The organism is Gordonia sp. w5E2, from assembly GCF_036540975.1.
GTDB classification, from domain to species: domain Bacteria; phylum Actinomycetota; class Actinomycetes; order Mycobacteriales; family Mycobacteriaceae; genus Gordonia; species Gordonia jacobaea.
Map to the genome: position 1 here is coordinate 1,518,376 of NZ_CP144213.1, position 22,122 is coordinate 1,540,497.

Annotated in this window: 18 protein-coding genes; 15 read left to right on the forward strand and 3 right to left on the reverse strand. The window is 65.5% G+C overall.

The features are described 5' to 3' along the window. Positions 1–54 precede the first annotated feature (54 nt). The 5 genes from RND64_RS06960 (at position 55) to RND64_RS06980 (ending at position 6,711) form a co-directional block, all read left to right on the forward strand. The gene (locus RND64_RS06960) at positions 55–1,293 is read left to right on the forward strand and encodes a hypothetical protein (protein WP_049699653.1); all 1,239 of its coding nucleotides are present in this window, start codon (positions 55–57) and stop codon (positions 1,291–1,293) included. A 55-nt stretch (positions 1,294–1,348) separates the two neighbouring features. After that, positions 1,349–2,626 carry a serine hydroxymethyltransferase gene (gene glyA / locus RND64_RS06965; protein ID WP_049699822.1) on the forward strand — a complete coding sequence of 426 codons (1,278 nt, stop codon included), beginning with the start codon at positions 1,349–1,351 and terminating at the stop codon, positions 2,624–2,626. A 75-nt stretch (positions 2,627–2,701) separates the two neighbouring features. Continuing rightward, positions 2,702–3,574: an acyl-ACP desaturase gene (locus RND64_RS06970; RefSeq protein WP_049699652.1), complete on the forward strand. Its 873-nt coding sequence runs from the start codon at positions 2,702–2,704 to the stop codon at positions 3,572–3,574. A 326-nt stretch (positions 3,575–3,900) separates the two neighbouring features. Next, complete coding sequence (locus RND64_RS06975; RefSeq protein WP_049699651.1) at positions 3,901–5,208, forward strand: PhoH family protein; 1,308 nt, start codon at positions 3,901–3,903, stop codon at positions 5,206–5,208. A gap of 483 nt (positions 5,209–5,691) precedes the next feature. Next, positions 5,692–6,711: an IS481 family transposase gene (locus tag RND64_RS06980; RefSeq protein WP_269555537.1), complete on the forward strand. Its 1,020-nt coding sequence runs from the start codon at positions 5,692–5,694 to the stop codon at positions 6,709–6,711. Between the two features lie 101 nt (positions 6,712–6,812). Here RND64_RS06980 and RND64_RS06985 read toward each other — a convergent pair whose 3' ends face one another. Then, positions 6,813–8,204, reverse strand: coding sequence for an NAD(P)/FAD-dependent oxidoreductase (locus RND64_RS06985; protein WP_049699650.1), 1,392 nt, complete (start codon positions 8,202–8,204; stop codon positions 6,813–6,815). Between the two features lie 200 nt (positions 8,205–8,404). Here RND64_RS06985 and RND64_RS06990 point away from each other — a divergent pair, with 200 nt between their 5' ends. The 9 genes from RND64_RS06990 to RND64_RS07030 all read left to right on the forward strand — a co-directional run bounded on the left by RND64_RS06990 (position 8,405) and on the right by RND64_RS07030 (position 18,228). Continuing rightward, the gene (locus RND64_RS06990; protein WP_235434393.1) at positions 8,405–9,646 is read left to right on the forward strand and encodes an amidohydrolase; all 1,242 of its coding nucleotides are present in this window, start codon (positions 8,405–8,407) and stop codon (positions 9,644–9,646) included. Continuing rightward, positions 9,640–10,056 carry an amidohydrolase family protein gene (locus RND64_RS06995; protein ID WP_235434392.1) on the forward strand — a complete coding sequence of 139 codons (417 nt, stop codon included), beginning with the start codon at positions 9,640–9,642 and terminating at the stop codon, positions 10,054–10,056. The genes RND64_RS06990 and RND64_RS06995 overlap by 7 nt, the downstream gene beginning before the upstream one ends. Further along, the gene (locus RND64_RS07000) at positions 10,053–11,168 is read left to right on the forward strand and encodes an ABC transporter ATP-binding protein (protein WP_049699649.1); all 1,116 of its coding nucleotides are present in this window, start codon (positions 10,053–10,055) and stop codon (positions 11,166–11,168) included. Before RND64_RS06995 ends, RND64_RS07000 begins: the two co-directional genes overlap by 4 nt. Then, complete coding sequence (locus RND64_RS07005) at positions 11,165–12,349, forward strand: polyamine ABC transporter substrate-binding protein (RefSeq protein WP_049699648.1); 1,185 nt, start codon at positions 11,165–11,167, stop codon at positions 12,347–12,349. The genes RND64_RS07000 and RND64_RS07005 overlap by 4 nt, the downstream gene beginning before the upstream one ends. Next, entirely contained in the window at positions 12,346–14,199 is a 1,854-nt protein-coding gene (locus tag RND64_RS07010) for an ABC transporter permease subunit (RefSeq protein ID WP_049699647.1), read from the forward strand. The genes RND64_RS07005 and RND64_RS07010 overlap by 4 nt, the downstream gene beginning before the upstream one ends. Before the next feature lie 73 nt (positions 14,200–14,272). Beyond that, positions 14,273–15,097, forward strand: a complete 825-nt coding sequence (locus tag RND64_RS07015; RefSeq protein ID WP_049699646.1) for an SDR family oxidoreductase — start codon at positions 14,273–14,275, stop codon at positions 15,095–15,097. Positions 15,098–15,140: 43 nt separating this feature from the next. Then, positions 15,141–16,406: an acyl-CoA dehydrogenase family protein gene (locus RND64_RS07020; protein ID WP_049699645.1), complete on the forward strand. Its 1,266-nt coding sequence runs from the start codon at positions 15,141–15,143 to the stop codon at positions 16,404–16,406. Continuing rightward, the gene (locus RND64_RS07025; RefSeq protein WP_270485879.1) at positions 16,403–17,452 is read left to right on the forward strand and encodes a phosphotransferase family protein; all 1,050 of its coding nucleotides are present in this window, start codon (positions 16,403–16,405) and stop codon (positions 17,450–17,452) included. The genes RND64_RS07020 and RND64_RS07025 overlap by 4 nt, the downstream gene beginning before the upstream one ends. A gap of 68 nt (positions 17,453–17,520) precedes the next feature. Then, on the forward strand, positions 17,521–18,228 hold the full coding sequence (locus RND64_RS07030) for a TetR/AcrR family transcriptional regulator (protein WP_049699820.1): 708 nt from the start codon (positions 17,521–17,523) through the stop codon (positions 18,226–18,228). A gap of 64 nt (positions 18,229–18,292) precedes the next feature. Here the strand turns inward: RND64_RS07030 and RND64_RS07035 are convergent, their stop codons facing one another. Both RND64_RS07035 and RND64_RS07040 read right to left on the reverse strand, forming a co-directional pair. Continuing rightward, positions 18,293–19,825, reverse strand: a complete 1,533-nt coding sequence (locus RND64_RS07035) for an AMP-binding protein (protein WP_049699644.1) — start codon at positions 19,823–19,825, stop codon at positions 18,293–18,295. A gap of 73 nt (positions 19,826–19,898) precedes the next feature. Continuing rightward, positions 19,899–20,858, reverse strand: a complete 960-nt coding sequence (locus RND64_RS07040) for a phosphotriesterase family protein (protein WP_049699643.1) — start codon at positions 20,856–20,858, stop codon at positions 19,899–19,901. A 209-nt stretch (positions 20,859–21,067) separates the two neighbouring features. On the opposite strand from RND64_RS07040, the gene RND64_RS07045 reads away from it, so the two are divergent. Then, complete coding sequence (locus RND64_RS07045; RefSeq protein ID WP_049699642.1) at positions 21,068–22,024, forward strand: L,D-transpeptidase family protein; 957 nt, start codon at positions 21,068–21,070, stop codon at positions 22,022–22,024. The last annotated feature ends 98 nt before the right edge of the window (positions 22,025–22,122 follow it).

A 22,122-nucleotide genomic window follows, 5' to 3' on the forward strand; every position in this document is an offset into this window, starting at 1 on the left:
CATGGCCTACAGCTTAGAAGGACGCGTCGACGCCGCTGTCGGTAGCCTTCCACCATGGCAACGGCGTACAGCGGTTCGGCAACCCCCGATACGGATCTGGTCACCGACTATTTACGGCTCGGCCTCGCCTTCGACCGTCTCGAAGAGGGCTTCGTCGACGCCTACACCGGCGACCCCGCACTGCGCGCAGAGGTCGCGGGCGGTCCGGCCCCCGAACCCGCCGCGCTGGCCGACCGTGCGCGCGGTCTGCGATCCGAACTCCCCGCCGGTCTCACCCCCGATCGGGCAGCGTTCGTCGACGCGCACCTGCGCGCACTGGAATGTTCTGCACGCAAATTCGCCGGCGAGTCCATCGGATTCGTCGACGAGGTGCGTGCCTACTTCGACGTCGACATCGCGCCCGCCGACACCGACGACTATCGAAAGGCGCACGGCGAGTTGGCTTCTGCGCTCGGAGTGCCCGACGCTACCGGGCCCGCGCTCAGCGACGCCTATGCGACGTATCGTCGCGCCGACGAGATTCCACCCGAGCGCGTCGACGAATGCGTGCGTGCCTTCAGCGGTGCACTGCGGGAAAGGGTTCGCGACGTTTTCCCGTTGGCGGACAACGAGATCGTCGAATTCGAGGTGGTGACCGACAAGCCCTGGTCGGGCTTCAACTACTACCTCGGCAACTATCGGTCGCGGGTGGCCATCAATGCCGACCTCACGCAGTACATGTCGTCGCTGCCGCATCTCATCGCACACGAGGCGTACCCCGGTCACCACACCGAGCACTGCAGAAAGGAGCAGATCCTCGTCGGCGGTGGGCAGACCGAGCAGACCATCTTCCTGGTCAACACGCCGCAGTGCCTGATGGCCGAGGGGCTTGCCGACCACGCGCTGCACGCGGCCATCGGCGACAACTGGGGACTGTGGGCGCAGGAGATCTACGCCGACCTCGGACTGCGATTCGACGGCGAGCGCGCACAGCGGGTGGGCGCGGCGTCGTCGGGTCTGCTGACCGTGCGCCAGGACGCCGCGCTCATGCTGCACGATGCGCACCTCGACGCCGACGTCGTCGCGGGCTTTCTGCAACGGTGGCTGCTCGCGCCGTCGGAGCGGGCGCGACAGATGCTGCGATTCCTGACGTCGCCGCTGTGGCGCGCGTACATCTCCACCTATGTCGAGGGGTATCGGCTCCTGGGGGAGTGGCTCGAGCAGGTGCCGCAGGATGCGCGTCTCGCGCGATTCGGACGCCTTCTCGACGAACCCCTGACCCCAGCTCTGCTGCGTGCCGAACTGGGCCAATAGACTGGTCGCCATGAGCGAGAATCCCATCTCCGCGAACACCGCGAGCCTGAACTCGATGTCCCTGGCAGAGGTCGATCCCGACGTGGCGGCCGCGATGAACGGCGAACTGAGCCGCCAGCGCGACACACTCGAGATGATCGCCTCGGAAAACTTCGTTCCGCGTGCCGTGCTGCAGGCACAGGGCAGCGTCCTGACCAACAAGTACGCCGAGGGATATCCGGGCCGCCGCTACTACGGTGGCTGCGAATACGTCGACGTCGTCGAGGACATCGCACGCAACCGCGCGAAGGAGCTCTTCGGAGCCGACTTCGCCAACGTTCAGCCGCATTCGGGTGCGCAGGCCAACGCCGCGGTCCTCATGGCGCTGATGAACCCGGGGGAGCGGCTACTGGGCCTCGACCTCGCGCACGGCGGCCACCTCACCCACGGCATGCGTCTGAACTTCTCGGGCAAGCTCTATGAGAACCACTTCTACGGCGTCAGCAAAGAAGATTTCCGCATCGACATGGACGAGGTGCGCAAGATCGCCCTCGACGTGCAGCCCAAGGTGATCGTGGCCGGATGGTCGGCATACCCGCGAACCCTGGACTTCGACGCCTTCCGGTCGATCGCTGACGAGGTCGGCGCGTATCTGTGGACCGACATGGCTCACTTCGCCGGACTCGTCGCGGCCGGCCTGCACCCCAACCCGGTGCCTGCGTCGGACGTCGTCTCGTCGACGGTGCACAAGACCCTCGGCGGACCGCGCTCGGGCATCATCCTGGCCAAGCAGGAGTGGGCCAAGAAGCTCAACTCGGCGGTGTTCCCCGGGCAGCAGGGCGGACCGCTCATGCACGCCATCGCGGGCAAGGCCGTCGCACTCAAGATCGCCGGCACCGAAGAGTTCGCCGATCGGCAGCGTCGGACGCTCTCGGGCGCCAAGATCCTCGCCGAGCGGCTGACCGGCTCCGACGTCGAGAAGTCGGGTGTCTCGGTGCTCACCGGCGGCACCGACGTCCACCTGGTCCTGGTCGACCTGCGCAACAGCACGCTCGACGGTCAGCAGGCAGAAGACCTCCTCCACGAGGTGGGCATCACGGTCAACCGCAATGCGGTGCCGTTCGATCCTCGCCCGCCGATGGTCACCTCCGGCCTGCGGATCGGTACCCCCGCACTCGCGACCCGCGGCTTCGGCGACGAGCAGTTCAGCGAGGTCGCCGACATCATCGCCACCGCGCTCGCAGCAGGGCCTGATGCTGATGTGTCTGCGCTGCGTGGCCGGGTCTCGCGCCTCGCACTCGACTTCCCGCTGTACGACGGCCTCGAGCAGTGGGGACTGATGAGCCGGGTCTGACCTGGACATCTGGCCAGCATCGAGATGGTCGGGGCGGTTTGAAATCGCCACCTACGCATCCGTATCCTTGGCGCGGTGAACGTACTGAGCGAAGACGAACTGATCATCGCGCTGGAGAAGGCCCTCCCCGAGGTGGCCGAGGATCACCAGCTCGCTTCTGCTGCGTGGAATCCGCACGAGTACGTGCCGTGGGATGACGGTCGCAATTTCGCCTTCATGGGCGGAGACGACTGGGACCCGTCGCAGCAGACGCTGTCCGACGAGACCGCGGCCGCGCTGCTGGCGTTGCTCCTCACCAAGGACAACCTGCCGTCGTACCACCGCATCCTCGCCAAGTACTTCCCGGCGTTCTCCGACTGGCGTCAGCTCGTCGGCGTGTGGACGGCCGAGGACAACCGCCACGCGGTGGTCCTGCGCGACTACCTGGTGGTCCGGCGAGCGATCGACCCGGTCGACGCCGAGGAGCGTCGTCGAGTCCACGTCACCGCCGGTTACCGCCAGAACGAGGCGCAGGTCGACGAACTCAAGCCACTCGACGTCCTGGCACTCATGGCGGTGCACGAGGCGCAGAGCGTGAAGTTCATCGGCAAGATGCAGGCGTCGGTCACCGACGACATCCTCGGGCAGATCCTGCACAAGGTCGCAGGTGACGACGAGGTGTCGTCGCGCACCTTCGTCAACCTCCTCGGCGCGGGACTCGTCGCCGACCAGGACACGGCCGTGATCGCGCTCGACAAGGCGCTCGCACGCGGACTCGACGAACCGATCGGATTCGACGTCGTCGACTTCGACGAGCAGCGCGCCTTGATCGCCGACTACCAGGACGAGAGCACGATCGACGCGATCGCGGCGTCGATCGTCGATCAGTTGAAGCTCGAAAGTGTCGACGGTCTGAACGACGAGGCCGCAGCGGCCAAGGCCAGAATCCTCGCTCGCGCCGGTCGCTGACCGACGCATTTTCCCTGCTGACGGGCGTATCGTCACCACGGCATCGCTTCTGCGCGTCGTGGTTCGACGATACGTCCGTTTACGCATATTTCACGTAGACACACCCGGTTACGGCGCGCCGGAACGGCGCCATCCGCGTACGTTGACCAGTGACGGGCCGCGGGGAAGCGGTTCGTCCGGGAGGTTCACATCGTGGGTTGCACCAGCAGCACGAGGGGGCCGGCCCCGGTCCTCGTCCATCTCGGCTGACGCCGAGAAAAGGACAAGAACCAGCCGGTCATCGAAGAACTGGTTTGTGCGGGTGCCGCACAAACGTAGGAGCCCACGTGACCACACGCACCTACGTCCTCGACACCTCCGTGCTGCTCTCAGATCCCTGGGCAGTCACACGATTCGCTGAACACCACGTCATCTTGCCGTTGGTCGTCATCAGCGAACTCGAGGGCAAACGTCACCACCACGAGCTTGGATGGTTTGCACGTGAGGCATTGAGATTGCTCGACGACCTGCGACTCGAGCACGGTCGACTCGACGTCCCGCTGCCGATCGGCGACGAGGGCGGCACCCTGCAGGTCGAGCTCAACCACACCGATCCCGCGGTGTTGCCCGCCGGATTCCGCACCGACAGCAACGACTCCCGCATCCTCGCGTGCGCGCTCAACCTGCGCGCCGAGGGCAAAGACGTCACGCTGGTGTCCAAGGACACGCCGCTGCGCGTCAAGGCGGGCGCCGTCGGACTCGACGCCGACGAGTACCACGCACAGGACGTCGTGGTCTCCGGATGGTCGGGCATGGCGGAGCTCAACGTCGACCAGCTCGTCATCGACACGCTGTTCTCCGACGGAGTCGTCGACCTCGACGCTGCACGAGAACTGCCGTGCCACACGGGAGTTCGGCTGTTGGGCCACGGCTCGTCGAGTGCACTGGGCCGGGTCAACGAGGCCAAGCAGGTCCAGCTGGTCCGGGGCGACCGTGAGGCATTCGGGCTGCACGGGCGTTCGGCTGAGCAGCGGGTTGCCCTCGACCTGCTCCTCGACGACAGCGTCGGCATCGTGTCCCTCGGCGGCAAGGCGGGTACCGGAAAGTCGGCGCTCGCGCTGTGCGCGGGCCTCGAAGCCGTGCTCGAACGTCGGACGCAGCGCAAGGTCGTCGTGTTCCGTCCGCTGTACGCGGTCGGCGGCCAGCAGCTCGGCTATCTGCCCGGCGGCGAGGCCGAGAAGATGGGGCCGTGGGCGCAGGCGGTCTTCGACACGCTCGAAGGCCTCGCTTCGCCGGAGGTCATCGAAGAGGTGCTGAGCCGCGGAATGCTGGAAGTGTTGCCGCTCACGCACATTCGCGGTCGGTCACTGCACGACTCGTTCGTGATCGTCGACGAGGCGCAGTCCTTGGAGCGCAACGTACTGCTGACGGTGCTGTCCCGACTCGGCACAGGCTCGCGGGTGGTGCTCACCCACGACGTCGCGCAGCGCGACAACCTGCGCGTCGGACGGCACGACGGTGTGGCCGCGGTCATCGAGAAGCTGAAGGGGCATCCGCTGTTCGCGCACGTGACCCTGACGCGCAGCGAGCGCTCGCCGATCGCCGCTCTCGTCACCGACATGCTCGAGGAGTTCGCCCCGGGCGCCACGTACTGATCGCGGGAGGTGGTCTCGACAAGCTCGACCAGCGGTATCCGCTGGTCGAGCAGCCGCGAGGAACGAGCGGCGTGGAGAGACCACCTCCGCGCATCATCCGCTGGTCGAACGGCCGCCCGCCTTCCGCTCTGCGAACGGCCGCGCGCCTTCCGCTGGTCGAGCAGCCGCGAGGGACGAGCGGCGTGTCGAGACCACTTGCGCGCGCCCGGGATTCGAGCGGTGTGAGGTGGTCTCGACAAGCTCGACCAGCGGTTAGGGCTCGACCAGCGGGGAAAGCTCGCCCAGCGGGGAAAGCCCGATTAGCAGCGAGGTGGTCTCGACAAGCTCGACCAGCGGGAAAAGCTCGACCAGCGGTTAGGGCTCGACTAGCTGTACTGACCCGGAACGTTAGGTACAGAGTTCGGCGAGTCGACGTGACATAGGGAAGACCTCCGAGTGAGGTGTGGAGCTGTCTAAGAACCGCTCCTCAACCCGGAGGTCTTCATGTCCCACCGTAATTCACCGCTGTCCCCGACTGGCCGGTTGCGTCTGGCTCGGTGTGTTGTGGACGACCGGTGGCCACTGCGCCGCGCAGCTGACCGGTTCAACGTGTCAGTCACCACGGCCAAGCGATGGGCGGATCGCTACCGCGACCACGGGCCGGCCGGAATGGGTGATCGGTCCAGCCGGCCCCGATCGTGTCCGCATCGCACCAGCCGGCGCCGGGAACGCCGGGTCGTCGGGTTACGCGTCTCCCGCCGCTGGGGGCCAGCCCGGATCGGATACCACCTGGGGTTGAACGTCTCCACGGTGCACCGCATCCTCACCCGCTACGGCTGCCTACGACTGTCGTGGATCGACCCGGCAACCGGGGCGCCGGTACGTGCCCGCAGACGCGAGATTCGCCGGTACGAACACCAAGCGCCCGGAGACTTGATCCACGTCGACATCAAAAAGCTCGGCAGAATCCCCGACGGCGGTGGACATCGCGTACACGGCCGCGCCCAGGGCACCCGCAACTCCAGTGCCCACCGCGAGCCTGGACGAACCCGCAAAGTTGCTGGCCGCCCCAACCTGGGGTACGCGTATCTGCATCACGCCGTCGACGACCACTCCCGCTACGCCTACTCCGAGATCCTCGCTGATGAGAAGAAGGAAACCGCGACCGCGTTCATGACTCGGGCGTTGGCGCACTTCGCCTCGATCGGTGTCACCACCGCGCGAGTGATGACCGACAACGGGTCGTGTTACCGGTCCCGCATATTTCGGGACTTGTTGCACGACAACAAGATCAAGCACAAGTGGACCAGACCGTACCGGCCGCAAACCAACGGCAAGGTCGAACGATTCAACCGGACCCTGCAGGAGGAATGGGCCTACGCCCGTCCCTACCTCAGTGAAACCGAACGCGTCGCGGCCTTCCCCGAGTTCCTTCGCATCTACAATCACGAACGCGGCCACACCGCACTCCGAGGCAACTCACCCGCCGACCGCGTACCCAACCTGTCGGGTCAGTACAACTAGCGGTGGGGTGGTCTCGACAAGCTCGACCAGCGGGGAAAGCTCGACCAGCGGTTAGGGCTCGACCAGTGGTGACGACTCACCAGCGGGGAAGGCTCGACCACCTACGCCCGCCCGGAGATCCGATCAGCCACGCGGGCAATGACATTCGACTTCGGCGACGTCGAGGCCAGCTCTCGGCGGTCCGCGGCGCGGTAGGCGCCGTACATCGACGCGACGCCCAGCCAGCGCAGGGGTTCGGGCTCCCACTTCTTCGCGTGGTGCGCGACCCACGGCAGGTCGGTGAGTTCTGTCCGCTCTCCGACGACCAGGTCGCGTAGCGTGCGGGCGGCGACGTTGGTCGTCGTGAGTCCGGACCCGACGTAGCCGGATGCCGAGCCGATCCCCGTTGTCGGGTCGAAGTCGATCGACGCCGACCAGTCGCGGCTCACCCCGAGCACGCCGCACCACGCGTGCGCGATCTCGACGTCGACGGTCGCGGGGAAGAGCTCGTGCAGGGCGTCGACCAGTGACTGCGCGGTGCGCTCCTGGGTTTCGCCGTCATGGTCGATACCGGAGCCGTATCGGTAGGGCACGCCGCGTCCGCCGAGCGCGATTCGACCGTCGGCGGTGCGTTGCGAATAGGTGTAGGCGTGTGCCGTCTCGCCGAGCAGTTCTGCTCCCTCCCAACCGATCTCGTCCCACATCGCCTCCGGGAGCACCTCGGTCACGATCATCGACGAGTTGAGGGGGAGTAGTGCGCGGTGTCGCCCGGGCATGGTCGCGGTGAAGCCTTCGAGGCAGACCAGGATGGTCTCGGCACGAACGGTCCCGCGGTCGGTGCGGACCGATCGCGGGCTGATCTCGACGACGGCGGTGTCCTCGTGAATCGCCACCCCGCGGCGCTCGACGGCGTCGGCCACGCCACGGGTGAGTTTCATCGGATTCACCCGTGCGCACTGCGGCGAGAACATCGCCGCTTGCGCGCCGCGGATCGAGAGTCGATCCGCGACGGCGTCGGCGTCGAGGTACTCCCAGTCGCTCGCGCCGAAATGATGTTCGGCGTCGAGCTCGTCACGCAGTCGCGACTCCTGCGCCGGACAGCGCGCGATGTGGAGCACGCCCGACTTCACCGCGTCGCAGTCGATGTGTTCGGCGGCGACGCGAGCGAGTACCTCGTCGACACCTGAGCGCATGGTGGCGGTGAGTCGACGATTCGCTTCGAGGCCGTCACGGCCGCGTGACGTGGCGATGTCGGCATAGTGCGACCGGTTACCCGGCACCTCTGCCGACAACCAGCCGCCATTGCGCCCGGATGCGCCGAAGCCGCAGAACTCCTTCTCGAGCACCACGATGCGAGCGTCCGGAAGCGCCTCACGGAGGTAGTACGCCGACCACAGACCGGTGAGCCCGCCGCCGACGATGGCGATGTCGACGTCGAGGTCTCCACCCAGGGGCGAACGACGCCGGACGGGATCGATTGTCGAATACCAGAACGAGACTTCTCCATTGCGCATGCCACAGACCGTAAGCCACCGAATGTTGCGAGCAGATTAAGAAGCGTCCGTTCAGATGGAGAAAACCTGCGGAATCAGTGACGATTCTCGGCAAGTACATCGGATTTCGGCAGTCTAGCAACCGCTTGGGGGAGCTTGCCGCAGTCGGCGGTCGCGAGGCCGTCGACCCAGGCTGTCGGCACGGAAGGATCGCAACGCTCGTGGCAGTACCGCTTCCGGACACCGTTTTCCACTCGGGTCCGGTCTTCGACGGGCATCGCCTTCACGACGACATGGCGGTCGGCGTACGGTCCGGGCGAGTGGTCGCGGTCGGCGCCGTCGATCGCGTCGTGGCGCAGATTCCGTCGGCCGAGCGCGTCGACCTGGCCGGACGGCTCCTGCACCCGGGATTCACCGATGCGCACATCCATGCGTTGTCAGCGGGCGTGGATCGCAACGCGTGCGACCTGACCGACGCCGACGATGCCGCGCAGACGCTCGACGCGATCGCCGTGAATGCGCGCGCCACCGACCGGGAGTGGATCGTCGGCTCGGGCTGGACGATGAGTCACTTCGATCGAGGCTGCCCCACGGCGAGCGCCCTCGACGCCGTCGTCGACGACCGTCCGGCGTTCCTCCTCAACCGCGATCACCACGACGCCTGGGTCAACTCGCGAGCCCTCGAACTGGCAGGAATCGATGCCACGACGCCCGACCCGTCGGACGGCCGCATCGAGCGCGCGGCGGACGGATCACCCACCGGGACGTTGCACGAGGGAGCAATGGACCTCGTCTCCCGGTTCGTGCCGCAGCCCGACGTCGACGAGCAGTACGCCGGCCTGCTCACCGCCCAGAAATACCTCCATTCGCTCGGCGTCACGGGGTGGCAGGAGGCCATCGTCGGCGAGTACCCCGGCATGGCCGACCTCGACACGGTCTACACCGCTGCGGAGGACTCCGGTGACCTCACCGCGGACGTCGTCGGTGCGTCGTGGCTACCGCGAGACCTCGACCGCTGGGCGATCGACGACGTCGTCGCGGGCTTCGCCGCACGTCTGGCGAGCACGGCCGGTCGCCGCTGGAGCATGCACTCGGTGAAGATCATGGTCGACGGCGTCGTGGAGAACCGCACCGCAGCGATGTCGGAACCGTACTGTCGCGACTGCGCGTGCGCACCCGCGGACACCGGGCTGGCCTACTTCGACCAGAAGGTGCTGACCGAGGCGGTCATCGCATGCGACGCCGCGGGACTCGACATCCACTTTCATGCGATCGGCGACGCCGCCGTCACCGCGGCGCTCGACGCGGTCGAGGCCGCGCGAGTCGCGAACGGCCTCACGGCGGGTCGACACCACATCGCCCATCTGCAGCTGGTTCGCCCCGCAGACCTCGGCCGCTTCGTCCAACTCGGCGTGACCGTCAACATGCAGGCGCTCTGGGCGTGCAACGACACTCCATGGTGACGCTCGTACGCTCGGCGATCGGCGACGAGCGTTACCAGTGGCACTACCCGTTCGGGTCGCTCGCGCGGTCGGGGGCATCGCTGGCCATGGGCAGTGACTGGGCCGTGAGCACTCCCGACCCCTGGGCTGCGATGTCGGTTGCGGTCAACCGCATTCCACCCGGCGAGAGCGTCGAACCGCTTCTTCCCGCACAGTCGCTCGACCTCACAACAGCCCTTGCCGCGTACACCAGCGGGTCGGCGCACCTGAACAGGCGTGGCCAGGTCGGGGTCATCCGGCCGGGAGCACGCGCAGACCTGGTCATCGCCGACCGTAATCCCTTTGCAGAGCAACCAGATTCGCTTTGGAATACCAGATCCGACCTGACCGTCGCCGACGGTGAGATCGTTTACGAGAGGACCAAACCATGACCGCAGTCGAAGCCACCAAGCCGACGGAGGTGAGCACCGCGCAGCGCGGCGCCATCTCGATGCACGGCGTGACGAAGGTGTACGACAACGGTCACGTCGCGGTGACCGACATCGATCTCGACGTAGCCGCAGGCGAATTCGTCTCGCTGCTCGGCCCCTCCGGCTGCGGCAAGACCACGTTGCTGCGCATGCTCGCAGGCTTCGAGAGGCCGACGAAGGGCGAGATCACGCTCGACGGCGCGTCGATCATCGACGTTCCGCCGGAGCGTCGACCCGTGAATACGGTGTTCCAGTCCTACGCGTTGTTCCCGCACATGTCCGTCGCGCAGAACGTCGGATTCGGTCTGCGGCAACGCAAAGTACCGAAGAAGGAGATCGGGCAGCGCGTGGCCGAAGCCCTTGAGCTGGTGCAGATGACGCGGTTCGCCGACCGCAAGCCCGCCATGTTGTCGGGTGGACAGCAACAGCGTGTCGCGCTCGCGCGGGCGCTGGCCAACCGGCCGGACGTCCTGCTGCTCGACGAGCCGATGAGTGCCCTCGACCGCAAGCTTCGTGAGGAAATGCAGATCGAACTGAAACTGCTGCAAAAGGATCTGGGCACCACCTTCGTGTTCGTGACGCACGACCAGGAGGAGGCGCTGTCGATGAGCGATCGCATCGTCGTCATGAGCGAGGGACGCGTTGCCCAGGTCGGTGACGGCAAAGACATCTACGCCAAGCCGGTCAACCGATTCGTCGCCGATTTCGTCGGCAAGCAGACGTTCTTCGACGTCACCGGCACGCTGAAAGACGGACGACTGCCCACCACCGACGGCCCCTTCGCCGTCGCGGACGATATCGACGGTCTCAGCGGCGATCTCGTCGTCGCGATCCGTCCGGAGGCGATCTGGTTCGCCGAGGGACAGGCCGACATCGACGCCGCCGACAACGTCGTCTCGGGGACGGCGGCAGGCGTCTCGTTCCTCGGCGACCTCACCCAGGTTGTCGTCACCACCGACGCGGATACCGAGGTGCTGGTGCGTGGCGCAACACGCAACTTCCCCGATCTCCACGAGGGCCAGCGCGTGACATGCACGTTCTCGCAGGCGGATACGCGGGTGTTCACGAAATGAGACCACAGCACGACATGGACACCGAGTCGACGACGGTGCGCGCGCTCGTTCCCAGGGCCGCGGTCTCGCGCATCACCCGTCGCAGCTTTCTCGCCGGAATCGGCGTCACGGTAGCAGGTCTCGCGGTGACGGCGTGTGGTGGCGACAAGACCATCGCGCCGTCGAAACCTCTCTCGAATGACATCGAGGGTCAGCTCAATTACTACAGTTGGGGCGACTACGAGGACCCGGCCGATCTCGACGCCTACCGCGACAAGTTCGGGGTGCGCCTGCAGGTCGACGCCTTCGGCTCCAACGAAGAGATGATCGCGAAACTCGCTGCGGCACGCGGAACCTCGGGTTACGACGTCATCGTGCCGACCGGGGTCTACATCCCGCAGATGGTTGCGCACGGACTTCTCGACGAACTCGACCACTCGCGCATCCCCAATCTCGCGAACCTCGAAGAGCGGTTCTTCAACCCGCCGTGGAACCCACAGTCGCGGCACGCCGCGTGTAAGAACTGGGGCACAACGGGATTCATGTATCAGAAGTCGCTGACCGACAAGACACCGACGTCGTGGGCCGACTTCATCAGTCTCGCTCGGGGGCCTGCCAAGGGCAAGGTCAGCGTGGTCGAAGATCCGTGGGAAGTCGTCTCGATCGCGATGGGCGCGATGAATATCGACCCGAACACCACCGATGCCAAGAGCCTGTCGGCCGCGCGCAACATCTTGGTCAACCAACTCGCCCCGACCATCCAGGGCTACAACTCGTCGATCACCTCCATCGTCTCCGGCGGTTCGTACAGTCTGCTGCAGGCATGGAATGGTGACGCCCGGCTGACCCTGATGAACGAAAGCGACCCGGACAAATGGGGATTCGTCTATCCGCTGCCGACCGCGAATCTGTTCACCGACAACTTCGCGATCGTGCGGGGCACCCAGCATCCGGGCGCCGCGTACGCGTTCATCAACCACATGCTCGACCCGGAGGTGTCGTTCCGCGAACTCCAGTACATCGGTTATCAGACAGGCGTGAAGGGCATGTCGGAGAAGGGTAAGGCCGCAGACCTGCCCTTCCCGGAACTGCTGTTCCCCTCGGACGAGATCGTCAACCGGCTGGTCGTCGCGACCGTCGACTCCGCCACCCAGGAACGCACCGAGATCCTCAATCAGATGCAGGCGAGGAGCGCCCGATGACCACAGACATCCTGACGCCTTCACAGACCGGGCACGAACAACCCGAACCCGCTGCCGACACCCCCAAACCGCCACTGCGACAACGACTCTTCGGGGCCGGCGGGCTGACCTTCCCCGCGTGGGCGTACCTCGTCTTCTTCTTCGTCATTCCTCTCGCGCTCGTCATCTGGTACAGCTTCGGTTACAAGCCCGACCAGTTCACCACGTACGCGACCGACCGGTTGTCGCTCGACAACTACGGCGAGGCGTTCGGTGCGGACTATCGCTCGACCTTCACCAATACGTTGCAGATCGCCATCGTCGGCGTGTTGCTCACTCTGCTGATCGGCGTCCCGTTCGCGTATTGGCTTGCGGTGAAGAGCAATCCGCGACGTCGACCGTTGTATCTCGCGTTGATCATCGTTCCGTTCTTCACCAACTTCCTCGTTCGCACGATCGGCTGGCAGATCACCCTTGCACCGACGGGATGGTTGTCCAGCGCGATGCAGAGCGCGGGATTGGGCGAGCTCGGCATCCTCTACACACGTGCCGCGGTCCAGATCGGCGTCGTCTACAACTACCTGCCGCTGATGATCTTCCCGCTCTACGTCGCGATGGACCGGGCAGGACTCTCGCTGCGGGAGGCCAGTCGCGATCTCGGAGCCAACCGGTGGACCACGTTCTTCCGGATCACGCTGCCGCTCGCGGCACCCGGCATCGCCTCGGGCGTGCTCCTGGTGTTCATCCCGCTGATGGGCGACTACGTGACGCCGTCGGTGCTCGGTGGCGCCAAGGGAACCATGGCAGGCCAGATGATCGCCGCACAGTTCGAGACCGCGCAGAACTGGGCCCTGGGTTCGGCCATGACGGTCTCACTGATGCTCGTGGTGCTCATCTGCGTCGTACTCGCGGGCCTTGTCGTGCGAGCCGTCATCACCGTGCTCGACAGGCGCGTCTTCAACGTTCCAGCTGTGGATGCGACGGGAGAGAAGTCGGGTCCGCTGGCCCCGTTGACGATGAAGCCGCTTCGAACACAACGCGATTGGTACACCTTCGCGATCAAGGCGTGGGCGGTCATCGTCTTCCTGTTCTTGTTCCTGCCGATCACGGTGATCGTGGTGTATTCGTTCAACACCGGTCGGCTGCTGCAACAGTTCGACTCATTCGGCTTCACCGCGTACTCCGACGCCCTCACCAACGACACCATCGTGCGTTCGGTGCAGGTGTCGCTGGAGGTCGGTGTGCTCTCCGCGCTGCTGGCAACGGTGCTCGGCGGATTCGCCGGTATCGGAATCGGCATCTCCCGTCGACCGCGATGGTGGTCGATCGGCCTGTTGGGATTGCTTACCGTCACGCTCGTCACCCCCGACATCGCCGACGCCGTCGCCTTCCTTCCGTGGTACGTCACCCTCGGCGTCGACGGTGGTCTGAGCCCGTTCAACAACGGCCTGTTCCGGCTCGTGATCTCACATGCCGTGGTGTCGATGGTCGTGGTGACTTTCATAGTCCGAGCACGAGTCGCGTCGCTGGATCCCGCGCTCGAGGAGGCCGCCGCGGATCTGTATGCGTCGCCGCTGGCTCGACTGCGTCACGTGATCCTGCCCGCCGCCATGCCGGGCATCATCGCGGGCATGCTCTTGGCGTTCACCTTCAGCCTCGACGACGTGGTGATCTCCACCTTCGTGCAGCAGCCGGGGTACACGCCGTGGCCGGTGTACGTGTTCTCCAACGTGCGTGTCGCGCTACGGCCGGAGGTCGCTGCGATGTCGACGCTGATGTTGGCACTCACGCTGGCGGTACTTGCCATCTCCGCCCTGATCCTTCGCCGTAGCGGTGAGGACTCGAGTTCGATGGCGAAGATGCTGGGCTGACCCGGTCGACCAGATCGGAAAAAGATCGAAACCGTACTTGAACCTGAAATTGGGTTCAAGTACGGTTTCGTCTATGAACATCGACGGAAATGTTGCCATCGTCACAGGCGCGGCGGGCGGAATCGGGTCCGCGATCGCGCGTGCGCTCGTCGCGGGTGGGGCACGGGTCGTTGCCACCGACCTCGACGACGAGGCGCTCGAGCGTGCCGCCACCGAGATTGATCCGAGTGGCGAGAACGTGGCGACGCTGGCAGGGGATGCGGGCTCGTCGACACACATCGATGCAACCGTCGCGCTCGCGGAGAGCCGGTTCGGTGCCGTGGACATCTACGTCGCGAACGCGGGGATCGGAGGCCGACCGGGACTGGCGGCGTCGGACGCCGACTGGGATCTGGCGCTCAACGTCAACCTGCTCGCGCACGTTCGTGCTGCTCGTCGCCTCGTTCCCGAATGGGTTGAACGCGGCAACGGTTACTTCATCTCGACAGCGTCGGCGGCAGGTCTGCTGACTCAGCTCGGGTCGCCGATCTACTCCACCACGAAACACGCCGCCGTCGCCTTCTCCGAATGGCTCAACGTCACCTACGGCGATGACGGCGTCAAGGTGAGCTGTCTGTGCCCGATGGGTGTCGACACCGCACTGCTCCGTCCGCCCACGTCGCCGGACAACGGTGACGAGATGCTGATGCAGGCCGCAGTCGAGACCGCCGGCCGGGTGCTCACGCCGTCCGAGGTGGCCGAGGTCGTGCTCGCCGCCATCGCCGACGAGCACTTCCTGATTCTGCCGCACCCCGAAGTACTCGACATGTACCGCAACAAGGGCGCCGACTACGACCGCTGGTTGCGCGGGATGCGTCGGTACCAGAACACGCTCCGCGAGCAACTCACCAACGCGTGACAACCCTGTTCCTCCGAAAGCCTTACACCACAAGGAGAATTTCATGAGTCTGTACGAGATGTCGCCGCGCGCAGCGGAATACCGCCAGCGCCTGCTCGACTTCATGGACCAGTACATCTATCCCAACGAGGCCGTGTACGAGCAGCAGATGCGTGAGCTCGACAATCCGCACGCCAACCCGCAGATCCTCGACCAGCTCAAGGAGAAGGCCAGGGCAGAGGGGCTGTGGAACCTCTTCCATCCGCACAAGGAGTGGGGCCCGGGGCTGAGCAACCTCGAGTACGCGCCGCTCGCCGAGATCATGGGTCGCGTGGTCTGGGCGTCGGAGGTGTTCAACTGCAACGCACCCGACACGGGCAACATGGAGGTGCTCACGCTCTTCGGCACCGACGAGCACAAGGAGCGCTACCTCAAGCCGCTGCTCAACGGTGAGATCTCGTCGGCCTTCGCCATGACGGAGCCCGCGGTCGCGAGTTCGGACGCCACCAATATCGAGCTCTCGATGGTCCGCGACGGCGACGAGTACGTGCTCAACGGGCGTAAGTGGTTCGCGTCCAACGCGGTTCGTCCCGACTGCAAGGTGCTCATCGTGATGGGCAAGACCGATCCGACAGCGCCGACACACAAGCAGCAGTCGATGATGGTCGTGCCCACCGACGCGCCGGGCCTCACCATCGTGCGCAACCTCCCCGTCTTCGGATACGTCGATCGTGAAAGCCACGGCGAACTGGTCTTCGACAACGTCCGCGTGCCCACAGCCGACGTTCTCAAGGGTGAGGGCGAGGGCTTCGCCATCGCGCAGGCACGCCTCGGACCCGGACGCATCCACCACTGCATGCGGACCATCGGAATGGCAGAGCGCGCACTGGAATTGATGTGTGAGCGTGCCGTTGCGCGTGTGACCTACGGTGAGCCGCTGGCCGATCGCGCGAACATCCAGGACTGGATCGCGGAGTCGCGTATCGACATCGAGATGGTGCGTCTGCTCACCCTGAAGGCCGCCGACATGATGGACACCGTCGGCAACAAGGCTGCCGCCACCGAGATCGCGGCGATCAAGGTTGCCGCGCCCAACGTCGCGCTCAAGATCATCGACCGTGCGATCCAGGTGTACGGCGGCGCGGGCGTCACCGACGACTTCCCCCTCGCCATGGCCTACGCACACATCCGGACTCTGCGACTCGCCGACGGTCCCGACGAGGTGCACAAGCGGTCGATCGCGCGTCGTGAACTGCGCCCGTACCGCACCGGTCCGGTTCCGGAAACCGTTGCCGGCGTGACGGATCAGGCTCTGGCCGCGCGGTGGTGAGTGCATCGGTGACAGACCTCGGCATCCCCGACGTCGGCTCCGATGCCCTGCGGGCGTGGTTGTCGGACAACGGCATCAGCCTCGACGACCAGGTCACGGCGACGAGAATCGGTGGCGGACAGTCGAATCTGACATATCTGCTCGCTGACGGGTCGGGTCGGCGCTACGTGCTGCGCCGACCTCCTGTCGGGCACCTGCTCGCGTCGGCCCACGACGTTGCCCGTGAGGCGCGGATTCTGTCGGCGCTCGCACCGACGGACGTGCCCGTACCCAAGGTGTACGGCGTGTGCAGCGACGAAGCGGTGGCTCCGGTGCCGCTCGTCGTCATGGACTTCGTCGACGGCATCTCGCTGGAGAAGAGGGAGAACGCGGAGCTTCTTCCGCTGCCCGCACGCCGCAATGTCGGGACGTCGATGATGGAGACGCTTGCGCATATTCACGCGGTTGACCTCGACGCGACCGGACTGACCGATCTCGCCAGCCACAAGCCGTATGCGCAACGCCAACTCAAGCGGTGGGCCGCGCAGTGGGAGCACTCGAAGACGCGGGAGATCCCCGAGTTGGACTCGTTGACTCGCAGGCTCGCCGAGAACGTGCCGGAGCAGCACGAGACGTCGCTGGTGCACGGAGACTTCCACATCCGCAACGTGATGGTCGACCCGCAGACCGGTGACGTGCAGGCGGCTCTCGACTGGGAACTGTCGACGCTCGGCGATCCGCTCGCCGACATCGGCAGCACTCTGGCGTACTGGCCTGAGGTGGGGGAGGAGATCCCCGGACGATTCAGCGCCGAGACCATGGAGGGTTTCCCGACCCCGGCCGACGTGGCAGCCGACTACCTGCGAATCACAGGACGTGATCCGGAGGCGCTCAAGTACTGGCGGACGCTGGGGTTGTGGAAGGTCGCCATCATCGTCGAGGGCGTGGTGCGTCGAGTCCAGGACGACCCGACCAACCGCGCCGTCGTCGGCGCCCCAACCCCAGAGTTGGTCGACCGCTTCGTGGACAAGGCGAGTGAGATGGCCGACGAGGCAGGATTGGCGTGACCCGATACCGTTGATCGATCAGACTGTCCGGTCGTGAAGTGAGGCCCGAGATCGCCGAGGAGACTCAGATGAGCACCGAAACCGACGACACCGCCGCGCACGACACCGCGCTCGAGGTGCCGTCGGTTTCGGGTGCTCCGAGCGCTGTGCGCAAACCCCTGACCGCTCGCGGAGAGAGAACGCGGGCGGCTCTGGTGTCTGCGGCGCGCACGGTCTTCGAGCGCGACGGATTCGCCGATTCACGGCTCACCGACATCACCACCGAGGCGCAGTGCTCGATCGGGTCGTTCTACACCTACTTCGACAGCAAGGAAGAGATCCTCGACGCTGTGCTCGCCGAAGCGCACCAGGACATGCTGCATCCCGGCTACCCGCACGTCGAGCCGGGTTCCGACGACGACCCGACCGAGATCCTCGCCGCGGCCAACCGAGCCTATTTCGAGGCGTATCGGCGCAATGCCGGCCTGCGTCTGGTGCTCGAACAGGTGTCGTCGACGATGGCGGAGTTCCGTGAGAGGCGGCGCCAGCGCAGCCTCGTGTTCGTCGAACGCAATGCTCGTCATATTCGGGAGTTGCAGGAGCGAGGCATCGCCGATCCAGAACTCGACCCGACGGCCGCGGCCGCGGCGTTGTCGGGCATGGTGTCGCGGATGGCCTACCAGGCGTTCATCGTCGGCGGCGAGCCGTCGGACATCGACGCGATGGTCGACACCGCCACCCACCTGTGGGTCAACGCGATCGGCCTTCGACGTCCCGGTGCGGCCCCGCGCGACTGAGTGCCCCGAGGGGCACGTTCTCGCGGGTCCGCAACATCGGGCAATGAGGGTCTCGACGTGAACCTCATCGAGGTTGCTGTGTACCAGAGCCCGTCGAGCTGAGTTCGCGGAGCGAATCACGGTCGATCGCGCGCTTGAGGATCTTTCCGGTCGCGCCCTTCGGTAGTGCATCGACGACGTGGACGATCCGCGGGACCTTGTAGGCGCTGAGTCGTTCCTTCGCCCAGCCGCGCAGGGCATCGGTGTTGAGCACGGCGTCCGGCCGTAACGCGATGACCGCGGCGATCTCCTCGCCATAGTGGTCGTCAGGCACGCCGATGACGGCGACCTCGACGATGTCGGGGTGGGTGTAGAGCACCTCTTCGACTTCTCTCGGGTACACGTTGTAGCCGCCGCGGATGATGAGATCCTTTGCGCGGTCGATGATCCGGAGGTCGCCGTCGGCGTCCATCGCGCCGATGTCGCCCGTGCGCAGCCATCCGTCGACGAGTTCGGACGCGGTGGCCTCGGGGCGGTTCCAGTAGCCGGTCATCACCGTCGGCCCCTTGAGGAAGATCTCACCGACCTCGTCGGCGCCGAGAGGTGTGCCGTCGGGATCGCGAACCTCGATGGTGAAGCCTGGCAACGCCGGTCCGACGGTTCCGACCTTCGGTTCGCCGTCGAGGTCGCGGAAGGTCGCGGTGCCCGCGGTCTCGGTGAGGCCGTAACCTTCGAGGATCACGCAGCCGAACTTGTCGGCGAACGCACGAATGACCTCACCCGGCATCGACGCTCCGCCCGAGCACGCCAGTCGCAGGTCGACGAAATCATCGGATGAGTATCCGGATGCGTTCTGCAACATCGCATTCCACATCGTCGGAACGCCGCACGCGATGGTGACATGCTCGTCGCGGATTCGGTTCATGAACTCCACGGGCGCGAAGGGGGATAGCAGCGACAGGCTGCCGCCCCAGGTCAGCGCGCTGTGCATCACGACGACCTGCCCGAAGCAATGGAACAGGGGAAGTGCTGTGGCCCAACGCTCTTCATCGCCGATTCGTAGCGCCGGGCGGAACGCGATCGGAGCCGCGTTGACGTTGGCGATGCTCAACTGAGCACCCTTGGGCTTTCCGGTCGTCCCGGAGGTGTACAGGATGACCGCGGTGTCGTGCTCGTCGCGCTCGACATAGGCATCGACCGACGGCGTGTCCGTAACCGGATCATCCTCGAACGGCTTCAGTTCCACGAACGGAAGGCCACGGTTCGTCGCGACCAGATCGGCCGCCGCTGCCGACTCGTGCCACGCGACGATCAACGAGGTCCCGGAATCGTCGACAACGTAGTCGATCTCGTGGGTGGTCGACATCGTGTTGACCGTGATGATGGTGGCGCCGATCGTATGGAGACCGTAGTGGGCGATGGCGAACTCGGGAATCGACGGCGCAACAAGCAGTACGCGGTCACCGGGAGAGACTCCCAAGGCCGCGAAACGCGCTGCGCTGCGGGCGATTCGAGCACGCAGGTCGCCGTAACGCAGGATGCGCTCGCCGCTGCGTACCGCGATGCGATCGGGATAGGTGTCGGCACCCTTCCACAGGGCGGCTACGGGATTGGCCATGAGATTCCTTATGACAGAAGGGGTGTGGAGCTGTGTGCACCCGGGGCGGGTACTCGCCCCGGGTGCATGGCGGTCACTCGAAGTAGCGGCGCGGGACGTCGACGAGCATGGTGGTGATATCGGCGTCGCTCACACCCCGTTCGCGCAGAGCGGGGAGCACGTCCTCGCTGATGTGGCGGTAGTTCCAATTCGGGACCGCCTGCTTCTTGGCTTCTGGATCGAACCAGTCGATGAAGCACGACGCGTCGTGGGCAAGTCCCATCCGATCGGCGTAGCCACGTTTGGCGAGTTCGACGATGGTGTTGATGCGGTCGTCGAAGGGCAGCAGGACGTCGAGCCCGAAGCGGTCCATGCCAAGGATCGATCCCTCGTCGGCGACCTTCATGAGGTAGTCGAGGTCGGTCGAGTCCCCGGAATGTCCGATGACGACCTTGGTCAGATCGACGCCCTCCTCGCGCAGCACGCGCTGCGCGACGAGGCCAGAGCCGGTGTGCGGGTTGGTGTGCACGGTGATCGGAGCGCCGGTCTGAACGTGTGCCTGGCCGACGGCCCGCATCACGCGTTCGACGCCGGGCGTCAGTCCCTGCTCCTCGATGGCGCACTTGAGGAACGAGGCCTGCACGTCGGTGTCGGCGATTCCCTTGGTGAGGTCACGGACAAAGAAGTTCACCAGCGGCTCGTCGACGTCGAAGAGCAACCCGGGGCCGGTGTAGTGGAACTGGAAGGGAATGTCGTTGTAGGTGTAGAGGCCGGTTGCCACCACGATGTTCAGGTCGACCTGGTCGGCGATCTTCTTGATGCGGGGGATGTAGCGGCCGAGACCGAGCACCGTCGGGTCGAAGATGGTGTCGATACCGAGACCCTTGAGCTCGCGCAGATCGCGCACCGCGTCGGCGATCTTGCGATCCTCGTCCCAGTCGTCCTGATAGTTCTCTCGGTACTCCTCGCCGAGGACGAAGATGTGCTCGTGGATGAGTGTTGAACCCAGGTCGCCCGAGTCCACGGGGCCTGTGACGGTGTTGACAGTGCTCATCTGTTGTCCCTTCGACGTGTGTGAGTAGTCGCTGACTTCGGCCAGTGTGTGCTACGTCACCAAGAGACAATAGATGAGGCTGAGTTCATGTTCAAGTAGCAGTTCTGCCGCTCTGTCACCCGATCAGTGCAGCACTGTGATGCCCCTGAGACTCACGCCGTCTTGCCATTTGCCACACTTATGTGGTGCAGAAGTTACTGATGAGGCGAATGAGACTGTTGGGACTTGTAGTGATTGCGGTGATGGCTGCAATCGTTGCCGGTGCCGGCCAGGCATTGGCCGCGCCGGGAACCTCGACGACTCCCACATCACCCGCCCCGACATCACCCACGACACCCCACACTCCGACACCGACGTCGCCTTCTCTCGGTATCCCGCAGGTCGATGGAATCTTGGACACCCTCGCGGGTAACGGATCGTCGAAGCCGGGGCCGCAAGCGTCGGATACGGGCCAGATGATCGTGGTCACGGCACCGAAGGCGTCCGACCCGACCGCGACGCTCACCGCATTCGAGAAGGGCGCAGACAAGTCGTGGAAGCCCGTGTTCGGGCCGACCAAGGCGTTCCTGGGCTCGCTGGGAATGGGGGAGCCGAAGGACAACGTGTATCGCACGCCGGAAGGCACCTTCGCGCTGGACCAGGCATTCGGTAGGCAGGCCAATCCCGGCACCAAGATGCCGTACTTCCAGGCGACGCGTCAGGACTGGTGGGACTCCAACATGAAGTCCCCGACGTACAACACCCATGTGCGCCAGGCGAACAGCCCCGGCGGCGACAGCGAGAACCTCTACGACGCGGGTCCGGTGTACGACTACGCGGTCAACATCGCGCACAACCCGCAGCGCACCCCCGGCAAGGCGTCGGCGATGTTCCTCCACGTCACCAACGGCGAGCCGACCATGGGCTGCGTCGCAATCGATCGCGACGTGATGCGCAAGATCCTCGCGTGGCTCGACCCCGCCAAGCACCCCAAGATCACCATCGGCGTCAACGCCGCCGCCCCCACGGGCGACGGGCCGTCAACCACCGCGCCGTCGGGAACGACGCCGAAGACTCCCACAACGCCGAGCGTGCCGGGAGTGTCAGACATCCTGGGCGACAAGGGGTTGAGCGATCTGTTGACGCAACTGGTCAACCTCATCCCGACTCTGCTCGGGACCAAATAGCACCCCGGGGCCAGTAGCAACGCGCTGACTGTGGGTCGAATCGAAGGACGTGGGTGCTGCAGCACCCACGTCCTTCGATATGGCACACATGTAGCGGC